Genomic DNA, 19,776 nt, shown 5'->3' on the forward strand with positions numbered 1-19,776 from the left:
GGCGCCAGTTGGGCCGGTTATTAGTCCAGCCGCGCAGTTTGGAGTTTAGGCACGATCACGGGGTTCCGTGATTTTTTGCAAAACATTCGCCGAAATCAGTGATTTAGCCCCGGCCTGCCTGAGGATGGCAGTTTGTCTATGCTTTGGCTGGAGGCGCGCCTTGCAAGTGGGGTATGGGCAGCGCCAGAATGCCGCTATCTGCCCCGCCTGATGTAAGGAAGCCCGATGCCTGATCCTGTTGCTGCCAGCTTGCGTCTAGCGCCTGAAGCGCTGACCCGTCCGTTTTCCGCTGAACAGTTCAGCTTCTCTACCACCAATGATCTGGAGCCCTTCCGCGGTGTGCTTGGCCAGGAACGTGCGGTCGAAGCCTTGCAGTTCGGTGTGGCCATGCCACGCCCCGGTTACAACGTGTTCGTCATGGGGGAACCCGGCACCGGCCGGTTTTCGTTCGTCAAACGCTACCTGAAGGCCGAAGCCAAACGCCAGCAGGCCCCGGCGGACTGGGTCTACGTCAACAATTTCGATGAGCCGCGCGAGCCCCGCGCCCTGGAATTGCCGTCGGGCACCGCCGGTGCCTTCATCGGCGACATCAACGGCTTGATCGATAACCTGCTGGCGACCTTTCCTGCGGTGTTTGAACACCCGTCCTACCAGCAAAAGAAAAGCGCCATCGACCGCGCCTTCAACCAGCGTTACGACAAGGCGCTGGACGTCATCGAGCGCCTGGCCCTGGAGAAAGAAGTCGCGCTGTATCGCGACGCCAGCAACATCGCGTTTACCCCGATGAGTGAAGGCAAGGCGCTGGACGAAGCGGAGTTCGCCCAATTGCCGGAAGCTGATCGCGAGCGTTTTCACGATGATATTTCCGGCCTGGAAGAGCGTCTGAATGAGGAGCTCGCCAGCCTGCCGCAATGGAAGCGTGAGTCGAGCAATCAACTGCGCCACCTCAACGAAGAGACCATTACCCTGGCCTTGCAGCCGCTGTTGTCGCCGTTGTCGGAGAAGTACGCCGAGAACGCGGCTGTATGCGGTTACCTGCAAGCGATGCAGGTTTACCTGCTGAAGACGGTGGTCGAGCAACTGGTGGACGACAGCAAGACCGACGCCATTGCCCGCAAGCTGCTGGAAGAGCAATACGCGCCGAGCCTGGTGGTCGGGCATTCGGCCAGCGGCGGTGCGCCGGTGGTGTTCGAGCCGCACCCGACTTACGAAAACCTGTTCGGCCGGATTGAATACAGCACCGATCAGGGTGCGCTGTACACGACCTACCGACAACTGCGACCGGGTGCCTTGCACCGGGCGAACGGCGGCTTCCTGATTCTTGAAGCGGAAAAAATGCTCAGCGAGCCGTTCGTCTGGGATGCGCTCAAGCGCGCCCTGCAATCGCGCAAGCTGAAAATGGAATCGCCGTTGGGTGAACTGGGGCGACTGGCCACTGTCACCCTGACGCCGCAACACATTCCGCTGGCGGTCAAAGTCATCATCATCGGTGCCCGTCAGCTGTATTACACGCTGCAAGACCTTGATCCGGACTTCCAGGAGATGTTCCGCGTCCTGGTGGACTTCGATGAAGACATCCCGATGGTCGACGAGAGCCTGGAGCAGTTCGCCCAGTTGCTCAAAACCCGCACCTCCGAAGAAGGCATGGCGCCGCTGACGGCGGATGCCGTCGCACGTCTGGCGACTTACAGCGCGCGTCTGGCTGAACACCAGGGGCGTTTGTCGGCGCGCATCGGCGATCTGTTCCAACTGGTCAGCGAGGCGGATTTCATTCGCCACCTGGCGGGCGATGAAATGACCGACGCCGGGCACATCGAGCGTGCGCTCAAGGCCAAGGCCACCCGTACCGGGCGCGTCTCGGCGCGGATTCTTGATGACATGCTGGCCGGGATCATCCTGATCGACACCGATGGCGCCGCCGTCGGCAAGTGCAACGGCCTGACAGTGCTGGAAGTCGGCGACTCGGCCTTCGGTGTACCAGCGCGGATTTCCGCCACGGTGTATCCGGGCGGCAGCGGCATTGTCGACATCGAGCGTGAGGTCAACCTCGGGCAGCCGATTCACTCCAAAGGCGTGATGATCCTCACTGGGTATCTGGGCAGTCGTTACGCCCAGGAATTCCCGCTGGCGATTTCCGCGAGCATTGCCCTGGAGCAATCCTACGGTTATGTCGATGGCGACAGTGCGTCGCTGGGCGAAGCCTGTACGCTGATTTCGGCCTTGTCGAAAACACCGCTCAAGCAGTGCTTTGCGATCACCGGTTCGATCAACCAGTTCGGTGAAGTGCAGGCCGTGGGCGGGGTCAACGAGAAGATCGAAGGCTTCTTCCGCCTCTGCGAAGCGCGCGGACTGACCGGCAAACAAGGTGCGATCATTCCGCAGGCGAACGTTGCCACCTTGATGCTCGACGAGAAGGTGCTGGCTGCCGTGCGTGCGGGGCAGTTCCATGTTTACGCGGTGCGTCAGGCGGACGAAGCGTTGAGCCTGTTGGTCGGCGAGCCGGCGGGGGCGCCGAATGAAAATGGCGAATTCCCTGAAGGCAGCGTCAATGCGCGGGTGGTGGAGCGCCTGCGGGTGATCGCGGAAATGATCAGCGAGGAAGACCTCAAGGAAGCCGAGAAAGAAGCGGCGCAGGAAGCGTTGGTCGAGGCCAAGCCGGCCTGAGACAAACGAATCTGAGGCTCATCCCGATCCACTGTGGGAGCGAGCTTGCTCGCGATTGCGGACTTTCAGACAACAGAGATGTTGAATGTTAGTGCCTCATCGCGAGCAAGCTCGCTCCCACATTTTTTTGCGTGAATCCAAGTAAAAGTGCCATCAGTCTGGCGTCAATATTCACACTATGACCATTCGGCGCCTTCTGGTCTCGCCTGACGTGCTGGCCAGACTTTTCTTCTATTCTCTGGTTCAAGGATATCGACAGCAATCACAGGATCGAAACAGCCTTCCCACGGGGGCTGAATACCGGATCTACCGAGGGTCGCCGCCATGTCGCGCAACCTCTGCCTTACCCGTCAATGCCTGGGCCTAGTGACCCGTATCGAGTGTGCCATCCGCCCTTTGGCGGGAGATACCGGCATGTGGACCTTGCTCTTCGCCGCCGGAATGGCTGGCGAGCAACCTTCAGCCATCAAGGCACAAGGCCCGTTTCATGGCCCTTTCGTGGCTGAATCCATCCTCGACACTATTGTGGAAAGCCTGACGCTGCACGGCTACGAACTGGCCGATGATCCCCAAATCTGGTGTTTGCACCTGCAAGCCCAGCTGCGGGAAATCAACGGCGGTCGTTGCCGCAATCTGGGTGGCTTCGAGCACTGATGGGTTATTGGTCGAGCTGGCTCAGATCAGCCTTGGCCAGTTTGACCTCGAAACCATATTGCACAGTGGTGAGGTCGGTTCGCTGATAAGTTTCCAGACGTGTGGGCTGGCCATAGAAGTAGTGCACGTCAAATAACGCCGGACCATCGGCACCAGCGTCATGAGTGACCGCAAGAATCTCCTTCAGGTAGTTCCCGCTGTCGTCCCTGGCGAAAAATCGCCAGTCCTGCGCAGGAAACAGTTTCGCATCCACCACCAGCGCATTGCCTTTGAGCTCAAGCCCCTTGGGCAATTTCTGTGCGTCGAGCGATTGCTTGTCGACCGTGGCCAGGAACAAGGGCATGGAGCCCACGGCGAACGCCGGCGTTTGCGGAAACAGGTTCAGGTCGTAGGTGATCGTGCCGCGCAGAGGGTCGACCTGATAGGCCTCCGGTGGCAGTTCGATCGGCTCATCGCGTTTACCGCTGCTGTCCGCGGTAAAGAAACTGACCGGGCTATTGCCGGGGCTGAATGACGTGCCGAGCAACTCGTCGTTGAAACTTCTGGGGTGATCGAATTCGATGCGCGCGGCACTCGGGTCGTCCACCGACTGATTGACGTTGATGCTTTTTTTCAGCTGCTCCTCACTCAGTGTCGCGCCCTTGAGCCAGTTTGGCGCCTGATCGTCATACACCACCACCGGCAAGTTCAGCGGCTGCACGGTTTTTGCCGTGGTGTGTGGGTCGAAGCGGCGTACCGGCAAGTTCAAGTCCTTGCGTGTGACGGTGGCGGTCGAGAAATCCAACAGGCTGACTTCAAGGGTCTCGATCGGCCCGTTGAAGTACACCTTGGAATAATGCTGGCCTTGCTGCTGCTCGAACGTACGCTGTTCGTCATTGAGCTGTTTTTCGAACGCCTCGCTCCAGGTTTTCTGTTGCTGCATTTTCGCCAGTTGTTTTTGGTAGAAGGCAATTTGCGTGGGGGTTTCGTTGATCGATCCGGAGCGCGAGAGAAATTGCCCGGTGCTGTCCCTGGCCTGGACGATCAGTGGGTTCAACGGTGTTTCACCGACTTCGGGGGCCACCGGTACGCTGTTGTTGTACTCGATTTCGGCGTAGTTCTTTCCGAGCTTCAACAGGGTGACGCTGAGGTTGTCGTTGGTGCGGGTCTGGCCGACGTCCTTTTTGCTCAGGACAACGCTGTAGAGCCGGCGGGGTGCGATCACTTCGACTTTGCCTTGCAGGCTCACCGGTTGCGGTTGGTTCTTCTTGTCGACATCCAGGCCGTCGATGAAAGGGTAGGTCACCGTCAGGTCGTCGGGGTTGGTCAGGTTGGAGCTCGACGGGCTGAGCTGGATGCCGGGATCGGTTTCCGACCATTCGGGTTGGAAGGGGATGACCCGTTTGTTGCTCAGCGTCACCGATTGCCATTCCAGGCCATGGGGGAACAGGAATGCCGCCGGAATATTGAAGTTGAACGGGAATACCGGTTGCAGGTCGGTCAGGTAATCGGAGCTGGAATCCTTGTGCAGCACGAACAGGCCATTGATGTAGGTGTCTACCAGGGCCTGTGGCGTTGGGTAGTGCTTGAGCACGGCGAGGGCATCTTCGCCGTATTCGGTTTCCACCGGTTTGCTGTCGAGCTTGAGTTGCGCACGTTCGAGCAGCAGCAGTGAGCCGCCGAGCTCGGACACGGCGTCCTTGAGTTTCGGGTCCTGGATCTGATCCAGCGATTGTTCGAACTGTGCGGTTTTTTCCTCGAGGCTGACCTGATGCTTGTCCTCGCCGGGCGAGCAGCCGCTCATCAGCAACGTCAGGCAAATGCCGACACTCGTTAAAGGCAATCGCACATCCATTCCCAGTCTTCCTGTCCGATGTCGCTGAGCGGTCAATAGTCTGGACACTAGCAGAAAAACTTTGTGACACACGGCGCAGGTGGCGGATTTCTCGATGGTTCCTGGCAGCTTCTGGATAGCGACGGGTGGCTGGTATACTCGCGGCCATTTTCAACCCCTGTGTGAGATTCAATGGAACGCTTTATCGAAAATGCAATGTACGCCTCCCGCTGGCTGCTGGCGCCGATCTACTTCGGGTTGTCGCTTGGGCTGCTGGCGCTGGCGCTGAAGTTCTTCCAGGAAGTTTTCCATGTTATCCCCAACGTGTTTTCGATGGCGGAATCGGACTTGATCCTGGTGCTGCTGTCGCTGATCGACATGGCGCTGGTGGGCGGTTTGCTGGTGATGGTGATGATTTCAGGTTATGAGAACTTCGTCTCTGAACTGGACATCGATGACCATAAGGAAAAGCTCAACTGGCTGGGCACCATGGATTCTTCTTCCCTGAAGATGAAAGTGGCCGCTTCCATCGTGGCGATTTCCTCTATCCACCTTCTGCGGATCTTCATGGACGCCAAGAACGTCGATCCCGAGCATTTGAAGTGGTACGTGATCATCCACATGACATTCGTCGTGTCGGCCTTCGCCATGGGTTATCTGGACAAGCTGACCAAGCACTGATTCGCCCAAAATCCCTGTGGGAGCGTGGCTTGCCCGCGATGGCATCATCTCGGTCTGGCGCTAAACCGCGCTGATGCCATCGCGGGCAAGCCACGCTCCCGCAAGGAGAGATGGTCGAACCGGACGGGCGGTGCCGTTGCTGGCTTGTACTTTGATGCGCCGGGGCCTATCCCTGTAAGTAGTCTTGGCTCGCCATTGTATGAGGTGCCTTCATGAACCTTGTTGAACTACGCGCATATGCCCTCGCAGGGAAAGTCGATGAGTTGAACCTGATCTCCATGGAAGGCGGGATCTATCTGCTGGAAGCGCGCATGCACGGTGCCGCGTATCCCTTGAGCGATGCCCACGACCATATGTTCCACCTGCGCTCGGTCGAGCATGCTCGTCAGGTGCTGCATAAATTCCCGACCTTACCCTTCAATCTGGTTCACGCCTCGGTTCATGATGAAATGTGCGGGCTAGGTGCCAGCGTGGGGGAAAGTCTGAAGGTGCCGATTGCCTTCCGCTCTTCCTGGCATCACTGACAGCCCTCATCAGGACGATGCCATCTGTGCTAGTCTGCTGGCCCTTTTGGTTCCGGGCGCTCCGGGACGCGCTGTGCACGCACGGCAAGTTCCCGGGCCGTCCGCACAGCGGAGCAGTGTCATGTCCGAAGTAAATCTGTCCACCGACGAAACCCGCGTCAGCTACGGTATTGGCCGTCAGCTGGGCGACCAACTGCGCGACAACCCGCCACCGGGCGTTAGCCTGGACGCGATCCTGGCGGGTCTGACCGATGCCTTCGCCGGTAAGGAAAGCCGTGTTGGCCAGGAAGAAATGTCCGCCAGCTTCAAGGTGATCCGTGAAATCATGCAAGCCGAAGCGGCTGCCAAGGCTGAAGCGGCTGCTGGCGAAGGCCTGGCTTTCCTGGCTGAAAACGCCAAGCGTGAAGGCATCACCACCCTGGCTTCCGGCCTGCAATTCGAAGTGCTGACTGCTGGTGAAGGCGCGAAGCCGACCCGTGAAGATCAGGTGCGTACCCACTACCACGGCACCCTGATCGACGGCACGGTGTTCGACAGCTCCTACGAGCGCGGCCAGCCTGCAGAATTCCCGGTTGGCGGCGTGATCGCTGGCTGGACCGAAGCCCTGCAACTGATGAATGCCGGCAGCAAATGGCGTCTGTACGTGCCGAGCGAACTGGCTTACGGCGCTCAAGGCGTTGGCAGCATTCCGCCGCACAGCGTACTGGTGTTCGACGTCGAACTGCTCGACGTTCTGTAAGACCTCTGTGGGAGCGAGCTTGCTCGCGATAGCGGCGTAACAGTCGACAGAGATGTTGGATGTTAGTCAGTCATCGCGAGCAAGCTCGCTCCCACATTTTTTTGCGGTGATTTTCATATTTCGATCTTGTGGTGCAGTTCATTCGATGGGCGCAACGCCCGGGCATAACAGAACAGAAACAGATTACGCACCAGTTCCTTCAGCACCACTGGCTCGCTGGAGCTTAGTCCGTTGACGTCCAGATCCCCCTGATCCTGCAACTCGCTCAAGGCTTCTTCTTCAAGCACGGCACAGACTTCCCCGGTTTCCCGATGCAGGATCCTGAGGTAAGGGTGTGGTCGATCCAGCCAGGCATCGATCAAATAAGTCATGTCTCATCTCCATTGATTTGGGTTTCAATGAGAATAATTCTTATTCATCAAATAGCAAGGGCCTATTGGCAGTTTGTGCTTCTTTCCGGGTAAAGGTTGCGTAAGGTCAAATCGGCTGGCGTTTAGCTATTGCGCGGGCAGGCGGGTTGAAGCGGGGGAGGGCGAAGCACCATCCCACGCGTGGCGCGGGATGGAATACAGCGGATTCAGACTTTTCTGACGAACTCGGATTTGAGCTTCATCGGGCCGATGCCGTCGATCTTGCAGTCGATGTCGTGGTCGCCATCGCACAGGCGGATGTTCTTGACCTTGGTGCCGACCTTGACCACCAGCGACGTGCCCTTGACCTTGAGGTCCTTGATCACGGTGATGGTATCGCCGTCCTGCAGGACATTGCCGACCGAATCCTTTTTCACGGCGTCATCGGACGCCACATCGGCTTCGCCGCTGGCGGACCATTCGTGCGCGCACTCGGGGCAGATCAGCTGTGCGCCGTCTTCATAGGTGTATTCGGAATTGCATTTTGGGCAGGGTGGCAACGTGCTCACTAAAGCTCCTTGGATTCAGGATCGCTAAAAAGCGCACATTATATAGGGTTTTAGCTGGGAGGGGGCGACGCCGAAAACTGTGGGAGCGAGCAGGCTCACTCCCACAGGGTATTACGGTGCAGTTAGTGCGTGCGGGCTACCGCAAACTCACTCAACTCAACCAATGCGTCGCGATATTCACTGGCAGGCAGTGCGTCGAGGCATTTGATCGCACGGGCCACGTAATCACGGGCCAGTTTCGCGGTGTATTCCAGCGAGCCGGAGGCTTCTACCGCTTCGCGAATGCTTTCCAGATCCTCGATGCCGCCTTTCTGGATCGCCTTGCGCACCAGGGCTGCCTGTTCCGGCGTGCCTTCGCGCATGGTGTAGATCAACGGCAGGGTCGGCTTGCCTTCGGCCAGGTCGTCGCCGACGTTCTTGCCCAGGGTTTCCGCGTCGCCTTTGTAATCCAGGAGGTCGTCGACCAGTTGGAAGGCCACGCCCAGGTGGTCGCCAAAGGTGCGCAGGGCTTCGGCCTGCTCAGCTGTGGCTTCGCAGAGTGCGGCAGCACTGTGGGTCGACGCCTCGAAGAGCATCGCGGTCTTGCCGCGGATGACTTCCATGTAGGTTTCTTCGGTGGTGCTGGCGTCACGGACCTTCGACAGCTGCAACACTTCGCCTTCGGCAATGATGCGGGTCGCTTGCGAAAGGATCTTCATCACCGGCATGGAGCCCAGCTCGACCATCATTTCGAAGGAGCGCGAATACAGAAAGTCGCCGACCAGCACGCTGGGTGCGTTGCCCCACATGGCGTTGGCGGTCGAGCGGCCACGGCGCATGCCGGACATGTCGACCACGTCGTCGTGCAGCAGGGTGGCGGTGTGCAGGAACTCGATGGTCGCGGCCAGCAGACGCAGGTCGTCGCCTTCGCGGCCCAGCGCCTTGCCACACAGCAACACTAATAAAGGACGCAGGCGTTTGCCGCCAGCCGAGGTAATGTAATCGCCGATTTTCGATACCAGCGGCACTCGGGAAGTCAGCTGCTTCTTGATGATGCCGTCGACGGCGCTAAAATCGTCCGCCACCGCGCGGTAGAAAGCTTGGGGTTGCATCAGCGACAGTTGCTCCAGAAGGGTTGCGCGGCATGCTAGGACCCACGTCGGCGAGTGTCAAGGCGCGATGGACGGCCTCTTGCATCACTCCGGCAGCTTGCGTACAATCGCGCACCCTGAACTTCCTGGGCAGCACCTGCCTTACGCAATTGCAAACCGGCCTTCCAGCCCTATGCAGCCATGCCAGCCAATACCTCTTCTTATAAAGAGCTGGGTGAGCAGGATTATCGGAGAAATACCATGTCGTACGCAGTAATTGTTACTGGTGGCAAGCAATACAAGGTCGCCCCAGGTGAATACCTGAAGATCGAAAAACTGGAAATCGCTACCGGCGAATCCGTTACTTTTGATCGCGTTCTGTTGGTCGCCAATGGCGATGACGTGAACATCGGCGCTCCAGTTGTTGCTGGCGCTACCGTTGTGGCTGAAGTGATCTCCCAAGGTCGTCACGATAAAGTCCGCATCATCAAGTTCCGTCGTCGTAAGCACCACATGAAGCGTATGGGCCACCGCCAGTGGTACACCGAGATCAAAATCACCGGTATTCAGGCTTAATTTCAGCCTAATTCCTCACTAGGAGAATTGACTCATGGCACACAAAAAAGCTGGTGGTAGTACCCGTAACGGTCGCGACTCAGAAGCCAAACGCCTTGGCGTGAAGATGTATGGCGGCCAGGTTATCATTCCGGGCAACATCATCGTGCGTCAGCGCGGCACCCAATTCCACGCCGGTTACGGTGTTGGCATGGGTAAAGATCACACTCTGTTCGCTAAAATCGACGGCGTGATCAAGTTTGAAGTAAAAGGCGCTTTCAATCGCCGTTACGTAAGCATTGTTCCGAAGACTGACGTCGTCGCGGCATAATTACGTGGTTGCTGGAAAAGCCCTGTCTTGCGACGGGGCTTTTTCGTTTGTGGGGTGAGTCTCTTGCAAAGCTGTTTGTGATGGGCTCCAGCGCAGGTTTTTGCGGTCGTTGATTGAGGTCGCTGCGCTCATTTTTGCAAGAGTCTTATGTCTAGATTTTTTCGGCTCGTCCGTATGGCGAGAGGCGTTTTGTTATGAAGTTTGTTGATGAAGTATCGATTCGAGTAAAGGCCGGCGACGGCGGCAACGGTTGCATGAGCTTCCGTCGCGAGAAATTCATTGAAAACGGCGGCCCGAACGGCGGTGACGGTGGTGATGGCGGCTCGGTCTACATGATCGCCGACGAAAACCTCAACACACTGGTCGACTACCGTTACACCCGTCACTTCGACGCTGAGCGCGGTTCCAACGGCGGCAGCACCGACTGCACCGGCAAGAAAGGTGAAGAGCTGGTACTGCGCGTGCCGGTGGGCACCACCGTCATCGATGCGGCCACTCAAGAGGTGATCGGCGACCTGACCAAGGCCGGCCAGAAGTTGCTGGTGGCTCACGGCGGCTGGCACGGTCTGGGTAATACCCGTTTCAAATCCAGTACCAACCGTGCTCCGCGTCAGACCACTCCGGGTAAGCCGGGTGAGGCGCGTGACCTCAAGCTGGAAATGAAAGTGCTGGCGGACGTCGGTCTGCTGGGCTTGCCGAACGCCGGCAAAAGTACCTTCATTCGCTCGGTATCGGCCGCCAAGCCGAAAGTCGCCGACTACCCGTTCACCACCTTGGTGCCGAACCTGGGTGTGGTCAGCGTCGATCGCTGGAAGAGCTTCGTGGTCGCGGACATTCCGGGTCTGATCGAAGGCGCTTCCGATGGCGCTGGCCTGGGGATTCGCTTCCTCAAGCACTTGTCGCGTACCCGTTTGCTGCTGCACCTCGTGGACATGGCGCCACTGGATGACACCAGCGCACCGGATGCGGCTGAGGTGATCGTCAGCGAGCTGACCAAGTTCAGCCCGTCCCTGGCTGAGCGTGATCGTTGGTTGGTGCTGAACAAGTGCGACCAGATCCTTGAAGAAGAGCACGATGCTCGCGTCAAGGAGATCGTTGATCGTCTGGAGTGGACTGGTCCGGTCTACGTGATCTCGGCCATCTCCAAGCTTGGCACTGAGCGTCTGTGCCACGACATCATGCGTTACATGGAAGATCGTGCTGATCGTCTGGCTGCGGACCCTGCCTACAAGGAAGAGCTGGCAGAGCTCGATCAGCGCATCGAAGACGAAGCTCGTGCTCAGCTGCAGGCCCTGGATGACCAGCGTGCCCTGCGCCGTAGCGGCGTGAAGTCGGTCCATGACATCGGCGACGATGATTGGGACGAAGAAGATGTGGATGACGAAGATGGTCCGGAAATCATTTACGTGCGTGACTGATTCGTTGCAGTAAACTTAAGCGCCGCTCAATCGAGCGGCGTTTTAGTATCTGGAAATCGATCGTTGGTCAGTAATAGCCACGATTAACGTCACGGGCAGTGCCAGGTCGCGCTGTCCTCAAGCTAAGGTTGAAGATGATGCGGAGCAAGGTGACAGGTGCGCAGCGTTGGGTCGTGAAGATCGGCAGCGCTTTGCTGACAGCGGACGGCAAGGGCCTGGATCGCGCGGCAATGGGTGTCTGGGTCGAGCAGATGGTGGCTTTGCATGAAGCTGGCGTCGAGCTGGTGTTGGTGTCTTCCGGGGCTGTGGCCGCGGGCATGAGCCGCTTGGGCTGGACCGTACGACCCAGCGCGATGCACGAGTTGCAGGCCGCCGCCGCCATCGGTCAGATGGGGTTGGTGCAGGCCTGGGAGTCGAGCTTTGCCGAGCATGGCCGGCACACCGCGCAGATTCTCCTGACGCACGATGACTTGTCCGATCGCAAGCGCTACCTGAACGCCCGCAGCACCTTGCGCGCCCTGGTTGAGCTGAAAGTGATCCCGGTGATCAACGAAAACGACACCGTGGTGACCGATGAAATCCGATTTGGCGACAACGACACGCTGGCGGCGCTGGTGGCCAACCTGGTTGAAGCTGATTTGCTGGTGATCCTCACGGATCGCGATGGCATGTTCGACGCCGATCCGCGCAACAACCCTGACGCCAACCTGATTTACGAGGCGCGCGCTGATGATCCGGCGCTGGATGCGGTGGCGGGCGGTACTGGCGGTGCGCTGGGGCGTGGCGGTATGCAGACCAAATTGCGTGCGGCGCGTCTGGCAGCTCGTTCCGGGGCGCACACCATCATCGTTGGTGGGCGCATTGAGCGCGTGCTGGATCGCCTGAAGGCGGGTGAGCGCATCGGCACCTTGCTCTCGCCTGAGCGTGGCATGCTGGCGGCGCGCAAGCAGTGGCTGGCCGGGCACCTGCAAACCCGTGGCACGCTGGTGCTGGACGGTGGTGCGGTGAAAGCGCTGGCCCAGGACCATAAAAGTTTGCTGCCGGTGGGGGTCAAGCTGGTACAGGGCAGCTTCCGTCGCGGCGAAATGGTGGTGTGCGTGGCGCCGGATGGTCGCGAGATCGCCCGTGGCCTGGCCAACTACAGTGCGCTGGAAGCACAAAAAATCATCGGTCAGTCGTCTGAGGCGATTGTCGGTCTGTTGGGTTACATGGCTGAGCCGGAACTGGTTCACCGCGATAACCTGATTCTGGTCTGAAGGAATATTTGAATGCGTGTGGCAAAAGGATTATTGGGTCTGCTGCTGGCGATGCCGCTGCTGGCTTCGGCTGAGGAAATTGGCCAGGTGTCGACGGTGTTCAAATTCGTCGGGCCGAACGACCGGATTGTCGTCGAGGCGTTTGATGATCCTAAGGTCGACGGCGTGACGTGCTACCTGTCGCGCGCCAAGACTGGAGGCGTGAAGGGTGGTTTGGGCCTGGCGGAAGATCGCGCCGAGGCCTCCATTGCTTGCCGCCAGGTCGGTCCCATCAGTTTCAAGGGTGAGCTGAAGGATGGTGATGAGGTGTTCAAGGAGCGCACGTCGCTGGTGTTCAAGACCATGCAGGTGGTGCGCTTCCTCGACAAGAAGCGCAATACGCTGGTGTATCTGGTCTACAGCGATCGCTTGATCGAGGGTAGTCCGCAGAATGCGGTGACGGCGATCCCGATCCTGCCGTGGGCGCACGCTCAATAATCTGACGCAAAACCAAATGTGGGAGTGAGCCTGCTCGCGATAGCGGTGCAACAGTCGACATCAGTGTTGAATGTTGCACCGCTATCGCGAGCAGGCTCGCTCCCACATTTTTTTGTATGGTGTCTGTTAAATCGCAGGCAATAAAAAACCGACCCTGAGGTCGGTTTTTCAACAAGCTTATCGCTTATGCGGCAACAGCAAGGTTCAGAGCCTTGACGTGACCGTTCAGGCGGCTCTTATGACGAGCAGCCTTGTTCTTGTGGATGATGCCTTTATCGGCCATACGGTCGATAACTGGCACGGCCAGAACGTAAGCAGCTTGAGCTTTAGCAGCGTCTTTTGCGTCGATGGCTTTAACTACATTCTTGATGTAGGTACGAACCATGGAACGCAGGCTGGCGTTGTGGCTGCGACGCTTCTCAGCCTGTTTTGCACGTTTTTTGGCGGAAGGTGTGTTGGCCACCGTCGAGCTCCTCGAAAGACTTTTTAGGAAATAGCAAACAAAATAGGCCGCGAATCATGCCGATGAGTTGATGTCTTGTCAAGGGCGGTTGAGACGTTCCGCTAAGTGGTAGGTATAAAGAGGCGGGATATTTATTTCCGGCGCTTGACCTGTAAACTCGCGAGCTTTGGCTCTGTGCTGCTGCGGCGCGGAGTATCGCATAAGTAGGCGCTTTGTTCGCCTGCTGTTTATCGACAGGCACAAACTCTTTCAATGAATCTGCTCAAATCGTTGGCCGCCGTCAGCTCTATCACGATGATTTCCCGGGTTTTGGGATTTGTTCGTGACACGCTGATCGCACGTACATTTGGTGCCGGGATGGCGACGGACGCCTTCTTTATCGCCTTCAAATTGCCCAATCTGTTGCGGCGAATCTTCGCCGAGGGGGCGTTTTCCCAAGCCTTCGTGCCGATTCTGGCCGAATACAAAAGCCAGAAGGGCGAGGAGGCGACGCGAACATTCATTGCCTACGTCTCGGGCCTGCTGACACTCGTGCTGGCGCTGGTCACGGCACTGGGGATGATTGCAGCGCCCTGGGTTATCTGGGCAACGGCGCCGGGTTTTACCGATACACCGGAAAAATTTGAGCTGACCTCCAGCCTGTTACGGGTGACCTTTCCCTACATATTGCTGATTTCCCTGTCGTCCCTGGCCGGTGCGATCCTCAATACCTACAACCGTTTTTCGGTGCCGGCCTTTGTGCCGACCTTGCTCAACGTCAGCATGATCGTCTTTTCGGTGTTCCTGACGCCGTACTTCGATCCGCCGGTCATGGCACTCGGATGGGCGGTTCTGGTGGGTGGCCTGGCGCAATTGCTTTACCAGCTGCCGCACCTGAAAAAGATCGGCATGCTGGTGTTGCCGCGTCTGAACCTGCGCGACAGCGGCGTGTGGCGGGTCATGAAGCAGATGCTGCCGGCGATTCTCGGCGTATCGGTCAGCCAGATTTCCCTGATCATCAACACCATTTTCGCGTCCTTCCTGGTGGCCGGTTCCGTGTCCTGGATGTATTACGCCGACCGCCTGATGGAGTTGCCGTCCGGCGTATTGGGTGTGGCGCTGGGCACGATTCTGTTGCCGACGCTGGCCAAAACCTACGCCAGCAAGGACCGTCACGAATATTCGCGGATCCTCGACTGGGGCCTGCGCCTGTGCTTCGTCCTAGTGTTGCCGTGTTCGCTGGCGCTGGGGATCCTGGCTGAGCCGCTGACCGTGTCGCTGTTCCAGTACGGCCAGTTCAGTGCCTTTGATGCGTCGATGACCCAGCGTGCACTGATCGCTTATTCCGTCGGTTTGCTCGGGATTATCGTGATCAAAGTGCTGGCACCGGGCTTTTATGCGCAACAAAACATCCGCACGCCGGTAAAAATCGCCATTTTCACCCTGGTGGTTACGCAGTTGTTCAACCTGATGCTGATCGGTCCGCTGGCCCACGCCGGCCTGGCCCTGGCCATCAGTGCCGGTGCCTGCATCAACGCCGGGCTGTTGTTCTATCAACTGCGCAAGCAGCAGATGTACCAACCGCAGCCGGGCTGGGCGAAGTTCGGCGCCAAGCTCGTTATCGCCGTGTTGGTGATGTCCGCCGTATTGCTGGTCGGGATGCACTTTATGCCGGCATGGGATCAAGGGCATATGCTTGAAAGATTCCTGCGTCTGGGCGCCTTGATCGCCGCCGGCATCGTCGCTTACTTCGGAATGTTGCTGCTGATGGGCTTCCGTTTGCGCGACTTCAATCGCAAGGCATTGAGCTGAGGTTGCAGTCTCGATAAACACGGGCGAGCCGGTGGTTTTGTCGGCTCGATCACTTTGGTTACGGTGTTGCCTGTCGTCGGCCGCCGGGTGTGGTTATAATCGACCACTTTATGAGCAAGAAGCGCGTTATGCAGCTGGTTCGAGGCCTCCAAAATCTGCGCCCCCAGCATCGGGGCTGTGTCGCCACTATTGGCAACTTTGACGGTGTTCACCGTGGCCACCAGGCTATCCTGGCGAGGCTGCGTGAACGTGCGCTCGAGTTGGGCGTGCCGAGCTGCGTGGTGATTTTTGAGCCGCAGCCGCGAGAATTCTTCGCCCCGGACACGGCCCCGGCCCGTCTGGCCCGGCTGCGGGACAAACTGCAGCTGCTGGCCGACGAAGGTGTCGACCGCGTCCTGTGCCTGGCCTTCAACCAGCGGCTGAGCAAGCTCAGCGCCAGCGAATTCGTCGATACCATTCTGGTGGACGGCCTTGGTGTGCAGCACCTTGAGGTCGGTGACGACTTCCGCTTCGGCTGTGACCGCGTTGGCGATTTCGATTTCCTGCAACAGGCCGGCATCGTTCAGGGCTTTACCGTGGAAGCTGCGCAAACCGTCGAACTGGACGGCATTCGCGTCAGCAGCACCCAGGTCCGCAATGCCCTGGCCGCTGCCGATTTCGTCCTGGCCGAGCGACTGCTCGGGCGGCCGTTCCAGATTACTGGCCGGGTGCTACATGGCCAGAAGCTGGCGCGCCAGCTGGGTACGCCCACGGCCAACATACAACTCAAGCGTCGTCGCGTGCCGCTGACCGGGGTTTACCTGGTCAACGTCGACATCGACGGCAAGACCTGGCCAGGCGTCGCCAATATCGGCGTGCGGCCAACGGTCCAAGGGGATGGCAAAGCCCACCTCGAAGTGCATCTTTTAGATTTTGCCGGCGATCTGTATGACCGGCGTTTGACGGTGGTCTTCCACCACAAGCTGCGTGAAGAGCAGCGTTTCGCCTCTCTGGAGGCGCTTAAGACGGCGATCAATGCGGATGTCGCCGCCGCCCGTGCCCTGTCGCACCTAGCGCCAATCGCTAATGAAGAGCCTTAAATGACCGACTATAAAGCCACGCTAAACCTTCCGGACACCGCCTTCCCAATGAAGGCCGGCCTGCCTCAGCGCGAACCGCAGATTCTGCAGCGCTGGGACAGCATTGGCCTGTACGGTAAGTTGCGCGAGATTGGCAAGGATCGTCCGAAGTTCGTACTTCACGACGGTCCTCCGTACGCCAACGGCACGATTCACATCGGTCATGCGTTGAACAAGATTCTCAAGGACATGATCATCCGCTCGAAGACCCTGTCGGGTTTCGATGCGCCTTATGTTCCGGGCTGGGACTGCCACGGCCTGCCGATCGAGCACAAAGTCGAAGTGACCCACGGCAAGAACCTGGGCGCGGACAAGACCCGCGAACTGTGCCGTGCCTACGCCACCGAGCAGATCGAAGGGCAGAAATCCGAATTCATCCGTCTGGGCGTGTTGGGCGACTTCGCCAACCCGTACAAGACCATGGACTTCAAGAACGAAGCCGGTGAAATCCGTGCCCTGGCTGAAATCGTCAAGGGCGGCTTCGTGTTCAAGGGCCTCAAGCCTGTGAACTGGTGCTTCGACTGCGGTTCGGCCCTGGCTGAAGCGGAAGTCGAGTACGAGAACAAGAAGTCCTCGACCATCGACGTAGCGTTCCCGATCGCCGACGAAGCCAAACTGGCTGCCGCATTCGGTCTGTCGTCGCTGGACAAGCCGGCTTCGATCGTGATCTGGACCACCACCCCGTGGACCATCCCGGCCAACCAGGCGCTGAACGTTCACCCGGAATTCAACTACGCCCTGGTCGACGTCGGCGACAAACTGCTGGTACTGGCGGAAGAGCTGGTCGAGTCGTGCCTGGCCCGTTACAGCCTGGAAGGTTCGGTCATCGCGACCACCACCGGTAAAGAACTGGAACTGATCAATTTCCGTCACCCATTCTACGATCGCCTGTCGCCGGTTTACCTGGCCGAGTACGTTGAACTGGGCGCTGGCACCGGCGTGGTTCACTCCGCACCGGCCTACGGCGTGGACGACTTTGTGACCTGCAAGAAGTACGGCATGGTCAACGACGACATCCTCAATCCGGTACAAAGCAACGGCGTTTACGTGCCGTCGCTGGAGTTCTTTGGCGGCCAGTTCATCTGGAAAGCCAACCCGGCCATCGTCGATAAACTGACTGAAGTCGGTGCGCTGCTGCACACCACCATCATCGAACACAGCTACATGCACTGCTGGCGTCACAAGACCCCGTTGATCTACCGCGCCACCGCGCAGTGGTTCATCGGCATGGACAAAGAGCCTGCGACCGGCGACACCCTGCGCAAGCGGGCGATCAAAGCCATCGAAGACACCAAGTTCGTTCCGGCCTGGGGCCAGGCGCGCCTGCACTCGATGATCGCCAACCGTCCCGACTGGTGCATCTCCCGTCAGCGCAACTGGGGCGTGCCGATCCCGTTCTTCCTGAACAAGGAAAGCGGCGAACTGCACCCACGCACTGCCGAGCTGATGGAAGAAGTTGCCAAGCGCGTCGAAGTCGAAGGCATCGAAGCCTGGTTCAAGATGGACGCCGCCGAACTGCTCGGTGACGAAGCGCCGCTTTACGACAAAATCAGCGACACCCTGGACGTCTGGTTCGATTCGGGCACCACGCACTGGCACGTCCTGCGCGGTTCGCACCCGATGGGCCACGAAACCGGTCCACGTGCCGACCTGTACCTGGAAGGCTCGGACCAACACCGTGGCTGGTTCCACTCGTCGTTGCTGACCGGTTGCGCCATCGACAACCACGCGCCGTACCGCGAACTGCTGACCCACGGCTTCACTGTCGATGAGTCCGGTCGCAAGATGTCCAAATCGTTGGGCAACGTGATTGCTCCGCAAAAGGTCAACGACACCCTGGGCGCCGACATCATGCGTCTGTGGGTGGCTTCCACCGATTACTCGGGTGAAATGGCGGTGTCCGAGCAGATCCTGCAGCGCAGTGCGGACGCCTACCGGCGTATCCGTAACACCGCGCGCTTCCTGCTCTCGAACCTGACCGGTTTCAACCCGGCCACCGACATCCTGCCGGCCGAAGACATGCTGGCGCTGGACCGTTGGGCCGTGGACCGCACCCTGTTGCTGCAACGCGAGCTGCAAGAGCACTACGGCGAATACCGCTTCTGGAACGTCTACTCCAAGATCCACAACTTCTGCGTGCAGGAGCTGGGTGGTTTCTACCTCGACATCATCAAGGACCGTCAGTACACCACTGGCGCCAACAGCAAGGCCCGTCGTTCGGCGCAAACCGCGCTGTACCACATCTCCGAAGCGCTGGTGCGCTGGATCGCGCCGATCCTCGCGTTCACCGCTGACGAACTGTGGGAATACCTGCCGGGCGAGCGTAACGAGTCGGTGATGCTCAACACCTGGTATGAAGGCCTGACCGAGTTGCCGGAAGGCGTCGAGCTGGACCGCGCCTACTGGGAGCGGATCATGGCCGTCAAGGTAGCCGTCAACAAGGAAATGGAAATCCAGCGCGCGGCCAAGGCCGTCGGTGGCAACCTGCAAGCCGAAGTGACGCTGTTCGCCGAAGAGGCGCTGAGCGCCGACCTGGCCAAGCTGAGCAACGAACTGCGCTTCGTATTGATCACCTCGACCGCCACCGTTGCACCGTTCGTTCAGGCGCCGGCCGATGCCGTGGTCACCGAAGTCACCGGTCTGAAACTGCAAGTGGTCAAGTCCAGCCACGCCAAGTGCGCCCGTTGCTGGCACTGCCGTGAAGACGTCGGCGTGAACCCGGAGCATCCGGAAATCTGCGGTCGTTGCGTCGACAACATCAGCGGCGCTGGCGAGGTTCGTCACTATGCCTAATGCCGTTGGCCGTTTCGGACGGCTGAGCTGGCTCTGGTTGAGTTTGCTGGTCCTGGTCATCGACCAGGTCAGCAAGTTCTACTTCGAAGGCAAGCTCCAGATGTACCAGCAAATCGTGGTGATCCCCGATTACTTCAGCTGGACCCTGGCTTATAACACCGGCGCTGCGTTCAGCTTCCTGGCTGACAGCTCCGGCTGGCAGCGCTGGCTGTTCGCCCTGATCGCCGTGGTGGTCAGCGCGGTGCTGGTGGTATGGCTCAAGCGTCTTGGGCGCAACGAAACCTGGCTGGCCGTCGCGCTGGCGCTGGTGCTGGGTGGCGCGCTGGGCAATTTGTATGACCGCATCGCCCTGGGCCATGTGATCGATTTCATTCTGGTGCATTGGCAGAACCGCTGGTATTTCCCGGCGTTCAACTTTGCCGACAGCGCAATTACTGTCGGTGCGGTGATGCTGGCACTGGATATGTTCAAAAGTAAGAAGACCGGAGAAACCGTTCATGACTGAACAGG

Annotated in this window: 19 protein-coding genes; 14 read left to right on the forward strand and 5 right to left on the reverse strand. The window is 58.9% G+C overall.

Translation table 11 applies throughout. The annotated features are described in order from the left end of the window. Positions 1 to 225: 225 nt before the first annotated feature. Together SB725_RS20955 and SB725_RS20960 are read left to right on the forward strand one after the other, a co-directional pair. Positions 226 to 2,664, forward strand: coding sequence for a Lon protease family protein (locus SB725_RS20955; protein ID WP_027924209.1), 2,439 nt, complete (start codon positions 226 to 228; stop codon positions 2,662 to 2,664). Between the two features lie 324 nt (positions 2,665 to 2,988). After that, positions 2,989 to 3,318, forward strand: coding sequence for a hypothetical protein (locus SB725_RS20960; RefSeq protein ID WP_027924208.1), 330 nt, complete (start codon positions 2,989 to 2,991; stop codon positions 3,316 to 3,318). Positions 3,319 to 3,322: 4 nt separating this feature from the next. Here SB725_RS20960 and SB725_RS20965 read toward each other — a convergent pair whose 3' ends face one another. Beyond that, positions 3,323 to 5,152 (reverse strand): hypothetical protein, encoded by a 1,830-nt coding sequence (locus SB725_RS20965; RefSeq protein WP_027924207.1) that lies wholly within the window; start codon positions 5,150 to 5,152, stop codon positions 3,323 to 3,325. Between the two features lie 171 nt (positions 5,153 to 5,323). On the opposite strand from SB725_RS20965, the gene SB725_RS20970 reads away from it, so the two are divergent. From SB725_RS20970 to SB725_RS20980, 3 genes are all read left to right on the forward strand, one after another. Further along, complete coding sequence (locus tag SB725_RS20970; protein ID WP_027924206.1) at positions 5,324 to 5,812, forward strand: TIGR00645 family protein; 489 nt, start codon at positions 5,324 to 5,326, stop codon at positions 5,810 to 5,812. A 212-nt stretch (positions 5,813 to 6,024) separates the two neighbouring features. Then, a complete protein-coding gene (locus tag SB725_RS20975; protein ID WP_027924205.1) occupies positions 6,025 to 6,336 on the forward strand; it encodes a DUF6482 family protein in 312 nt (103 codons plus the stop codon). A 121-nt stretch (positions 6,337 to 6,457) separates the two neighbouring features. Then, positions 6,458 to 7,075, forward strand: coding sequence for an FKBP-type peptidyl-prolyl cis-trans isomerase (locus SB725_RS20980; RefSeq protein WP_027924204.1), 618 nt, complete (start codon positions 6,458 to 6,460; stop codon positions 7,073 to 7,075). Between the two features lie 113 nt (positions 7,076 to 7,188). On the opposite strand, the gene SB725_RS20985 is transcribed toward SB725_RS20980, so the two are convergent. From SB725_RS20985 to SB725_RS20995, 3 genes are all read right to left on the reverse strand, one after another. After that, positions 7,189 to 7,446: a hypothetical protein gene (locus SB725_RS20985; protein WP_027924203.1), complete on the reverse strand. Its 258-nt coding sequence runs from the start codon at positions 7,444 to 7,446 to the stop codon at positions 7,189 to 7,191. Positions 7,447 to 7,652: 206 nt separating this feature from the next. Next, positions 7,653 to 7,994: a zinc ribbon domain-containing protein YjdM gene (locus SB725_RS20990; RefSeq protein ID WP_027924202.1), complete on the reverse strand. Its 342-nt coding sequence runs from the start codon at positions 7,992 to 7,994 to the stop codon at positions 7,653 to 7,655. A gap of 122 nt (positions 7,995 to 8,116) precedes the next feature. Further along, a complete protein-coding gene (locus SB725_RS20995; RefSeq protein ID WP_027924201.1) occupies positions 8,117 to 9,085 on the reverse strand; it encodes a polyprenyl synthetase family protein in 969 nt (322 codons plus the stop codon). A 240-nt stretch (positions 9,086 to 9,325) separates the two neighbouring features. On the opposite strand from SB725_RS20995, the gene rplU reads away from it, so the two are divergent. From rplU to SB725_RS21020, 5 genes are all read left to right on the forward strand, one after another. After that, positions 9,326 to 9,640 (forward strand): 50S ribosomal protein L21, encoded by a 315-nt coding sequence (rplU, locus tag SB725_RS21000; RefSeq protein ID WP_003176051.1) that lies wholly within the window; start codon positions 9,326 to 9,328, stop codon positions 9,638 to 9,640. 34 nt (positions 9,641 to 9,674) lie between these two features. Beyond that, positions 9,675 to 9,950 carry a 50S ribosomal protein L27 gene (gene rpmA / locus SB725_RS21005; protein ID WP_007943982.1) on the forward strand — a complete coding sequence of 92 codons (276 nt, stop codon included), beginning with the start codon at positions 9,675 to 9,677 and terminating at the stop codon, positions 9,948 to 9,950. Between the two features lie 194 nt (positions 9,951 to 10,144). Then, a complete protein-coding gene (gene cgtA, locus SB725_RS21010; protein WP_027924200.1) occupies positions 10,145 to 11,368 on the forward strand; it encodes an Obg family GTPase CgtA in 1,224 nt (407 codons plus the stop codon). Positions 11,369 to 11,505: 137 nt separating this feature from the next. Further along, a complete protein-coding gene (gene proB / locus SB725_RS21015) occupies positions 11,506 to 12,624 on the forward strand; it encodes a glutamate 5-kinase (RefSeq protein ID WP_027924199.1) in 1,119 nt (372 codons plus the stop codon). A gap of 12 nt (positions 12,625 to 12,636) precedes the next feature. Further along, the gene (locus SB725_RS21020; protein WP_008022496.1) at positions 12,637 to 13,101 is read left to right on the forward strand and encodes a CreA family protein; all 465 of its coding nucleotides are present in this window, start codon (positions 12,637 to 12,639) and stop codon (positions 13,099 to 13,101) included. Positions 13,102 to 13,285: 184 nt separating this feature from the next. Here SB725_RS21020 and rpsT read toward each other — a convergent pair whose 3' ends face one another. Next, the gene (rpsT, locus tag SB725_RS21025; RefSeq protein ID WP_007942340.1) at positions 13,286 to 13,564 is read right to left on the reverse strand and encodes a 30S ribosomal protein S20; all 279 of its coding nucleotides are present in this window, start codon (positions 13,562 to 13,564) and stop codon (positions 13,286 to 13,288) included. Between the two features lie 252 nt (positions 13,565 to 13,816). On the opposite strand from rpsT, the gene murJ reads away from it, so the two are divergent. From murJ to lspA, 4 genes are all read left to right on the forward strand, one after another. After that, positions 13,817 to 15,355 (forward strand): murein biosynthesis integral membrane protein MurJ, encoded by a 1,539-nt coding sequence (gene murJ / locus SB725_RS21030; RefSeq protein WP_027924198.1) that lies wholly within the window; start codon positions 13,817 to 13,819, stop codon positions 15,353 to 15,355. Positions 15,356 to 15,483: 128 nt separating this feature from the next. Next, positions 15,484 to 16,434, forward strand: a complete 951-nt coding sequence (ribF, locus tag SB725_RS21035) for a bifunctional riboflavin kinase/FAD synthetase (protein ID WP_027924197.1) — start codon at positions 15,484 to 15,486, stop codon at positions 16,432 to 16,434. After that, complete coding sequence (gene ileS / locus SB725_RS21040; RefSeq protein ID WP_410922554.1) at positions 16,435 to 19,266, forward strand: isoleucine--tRNA ligase; 2,832 nt, start codon at positions 16,435 to 16,437, stop codon at positions 19,264 to 19,266. Beyond that, positions 19,259 to 19,771 (forward strand): signal peptidase II, encoded by a 513-nt coding sequence (gene lspA / locus SB725_RS21045; protein WP_027924195.1) that lies wholly within the window; start codon positions 19,259 to 19,261, stop codon positions 19,769 to 19,771. The genes ileS and lspA overlap by 8 nt, the downstream gene beginning before the upstream one ends. Positions 19,772 to 19,776: the final 5 nt, after the last annotated feature.

The organism is Pseudomonas sp. SIMBA_041 (assembly GCF_046535095.1).
Taxonomy (GTDB): domain Bacteria; phylum Pseudomonadota; class Gammaproteobacteria; order Pseudomonadales; family Pseudomonadaceae; genus Aquipseudomonas; species Aquipseudomonas mucoides.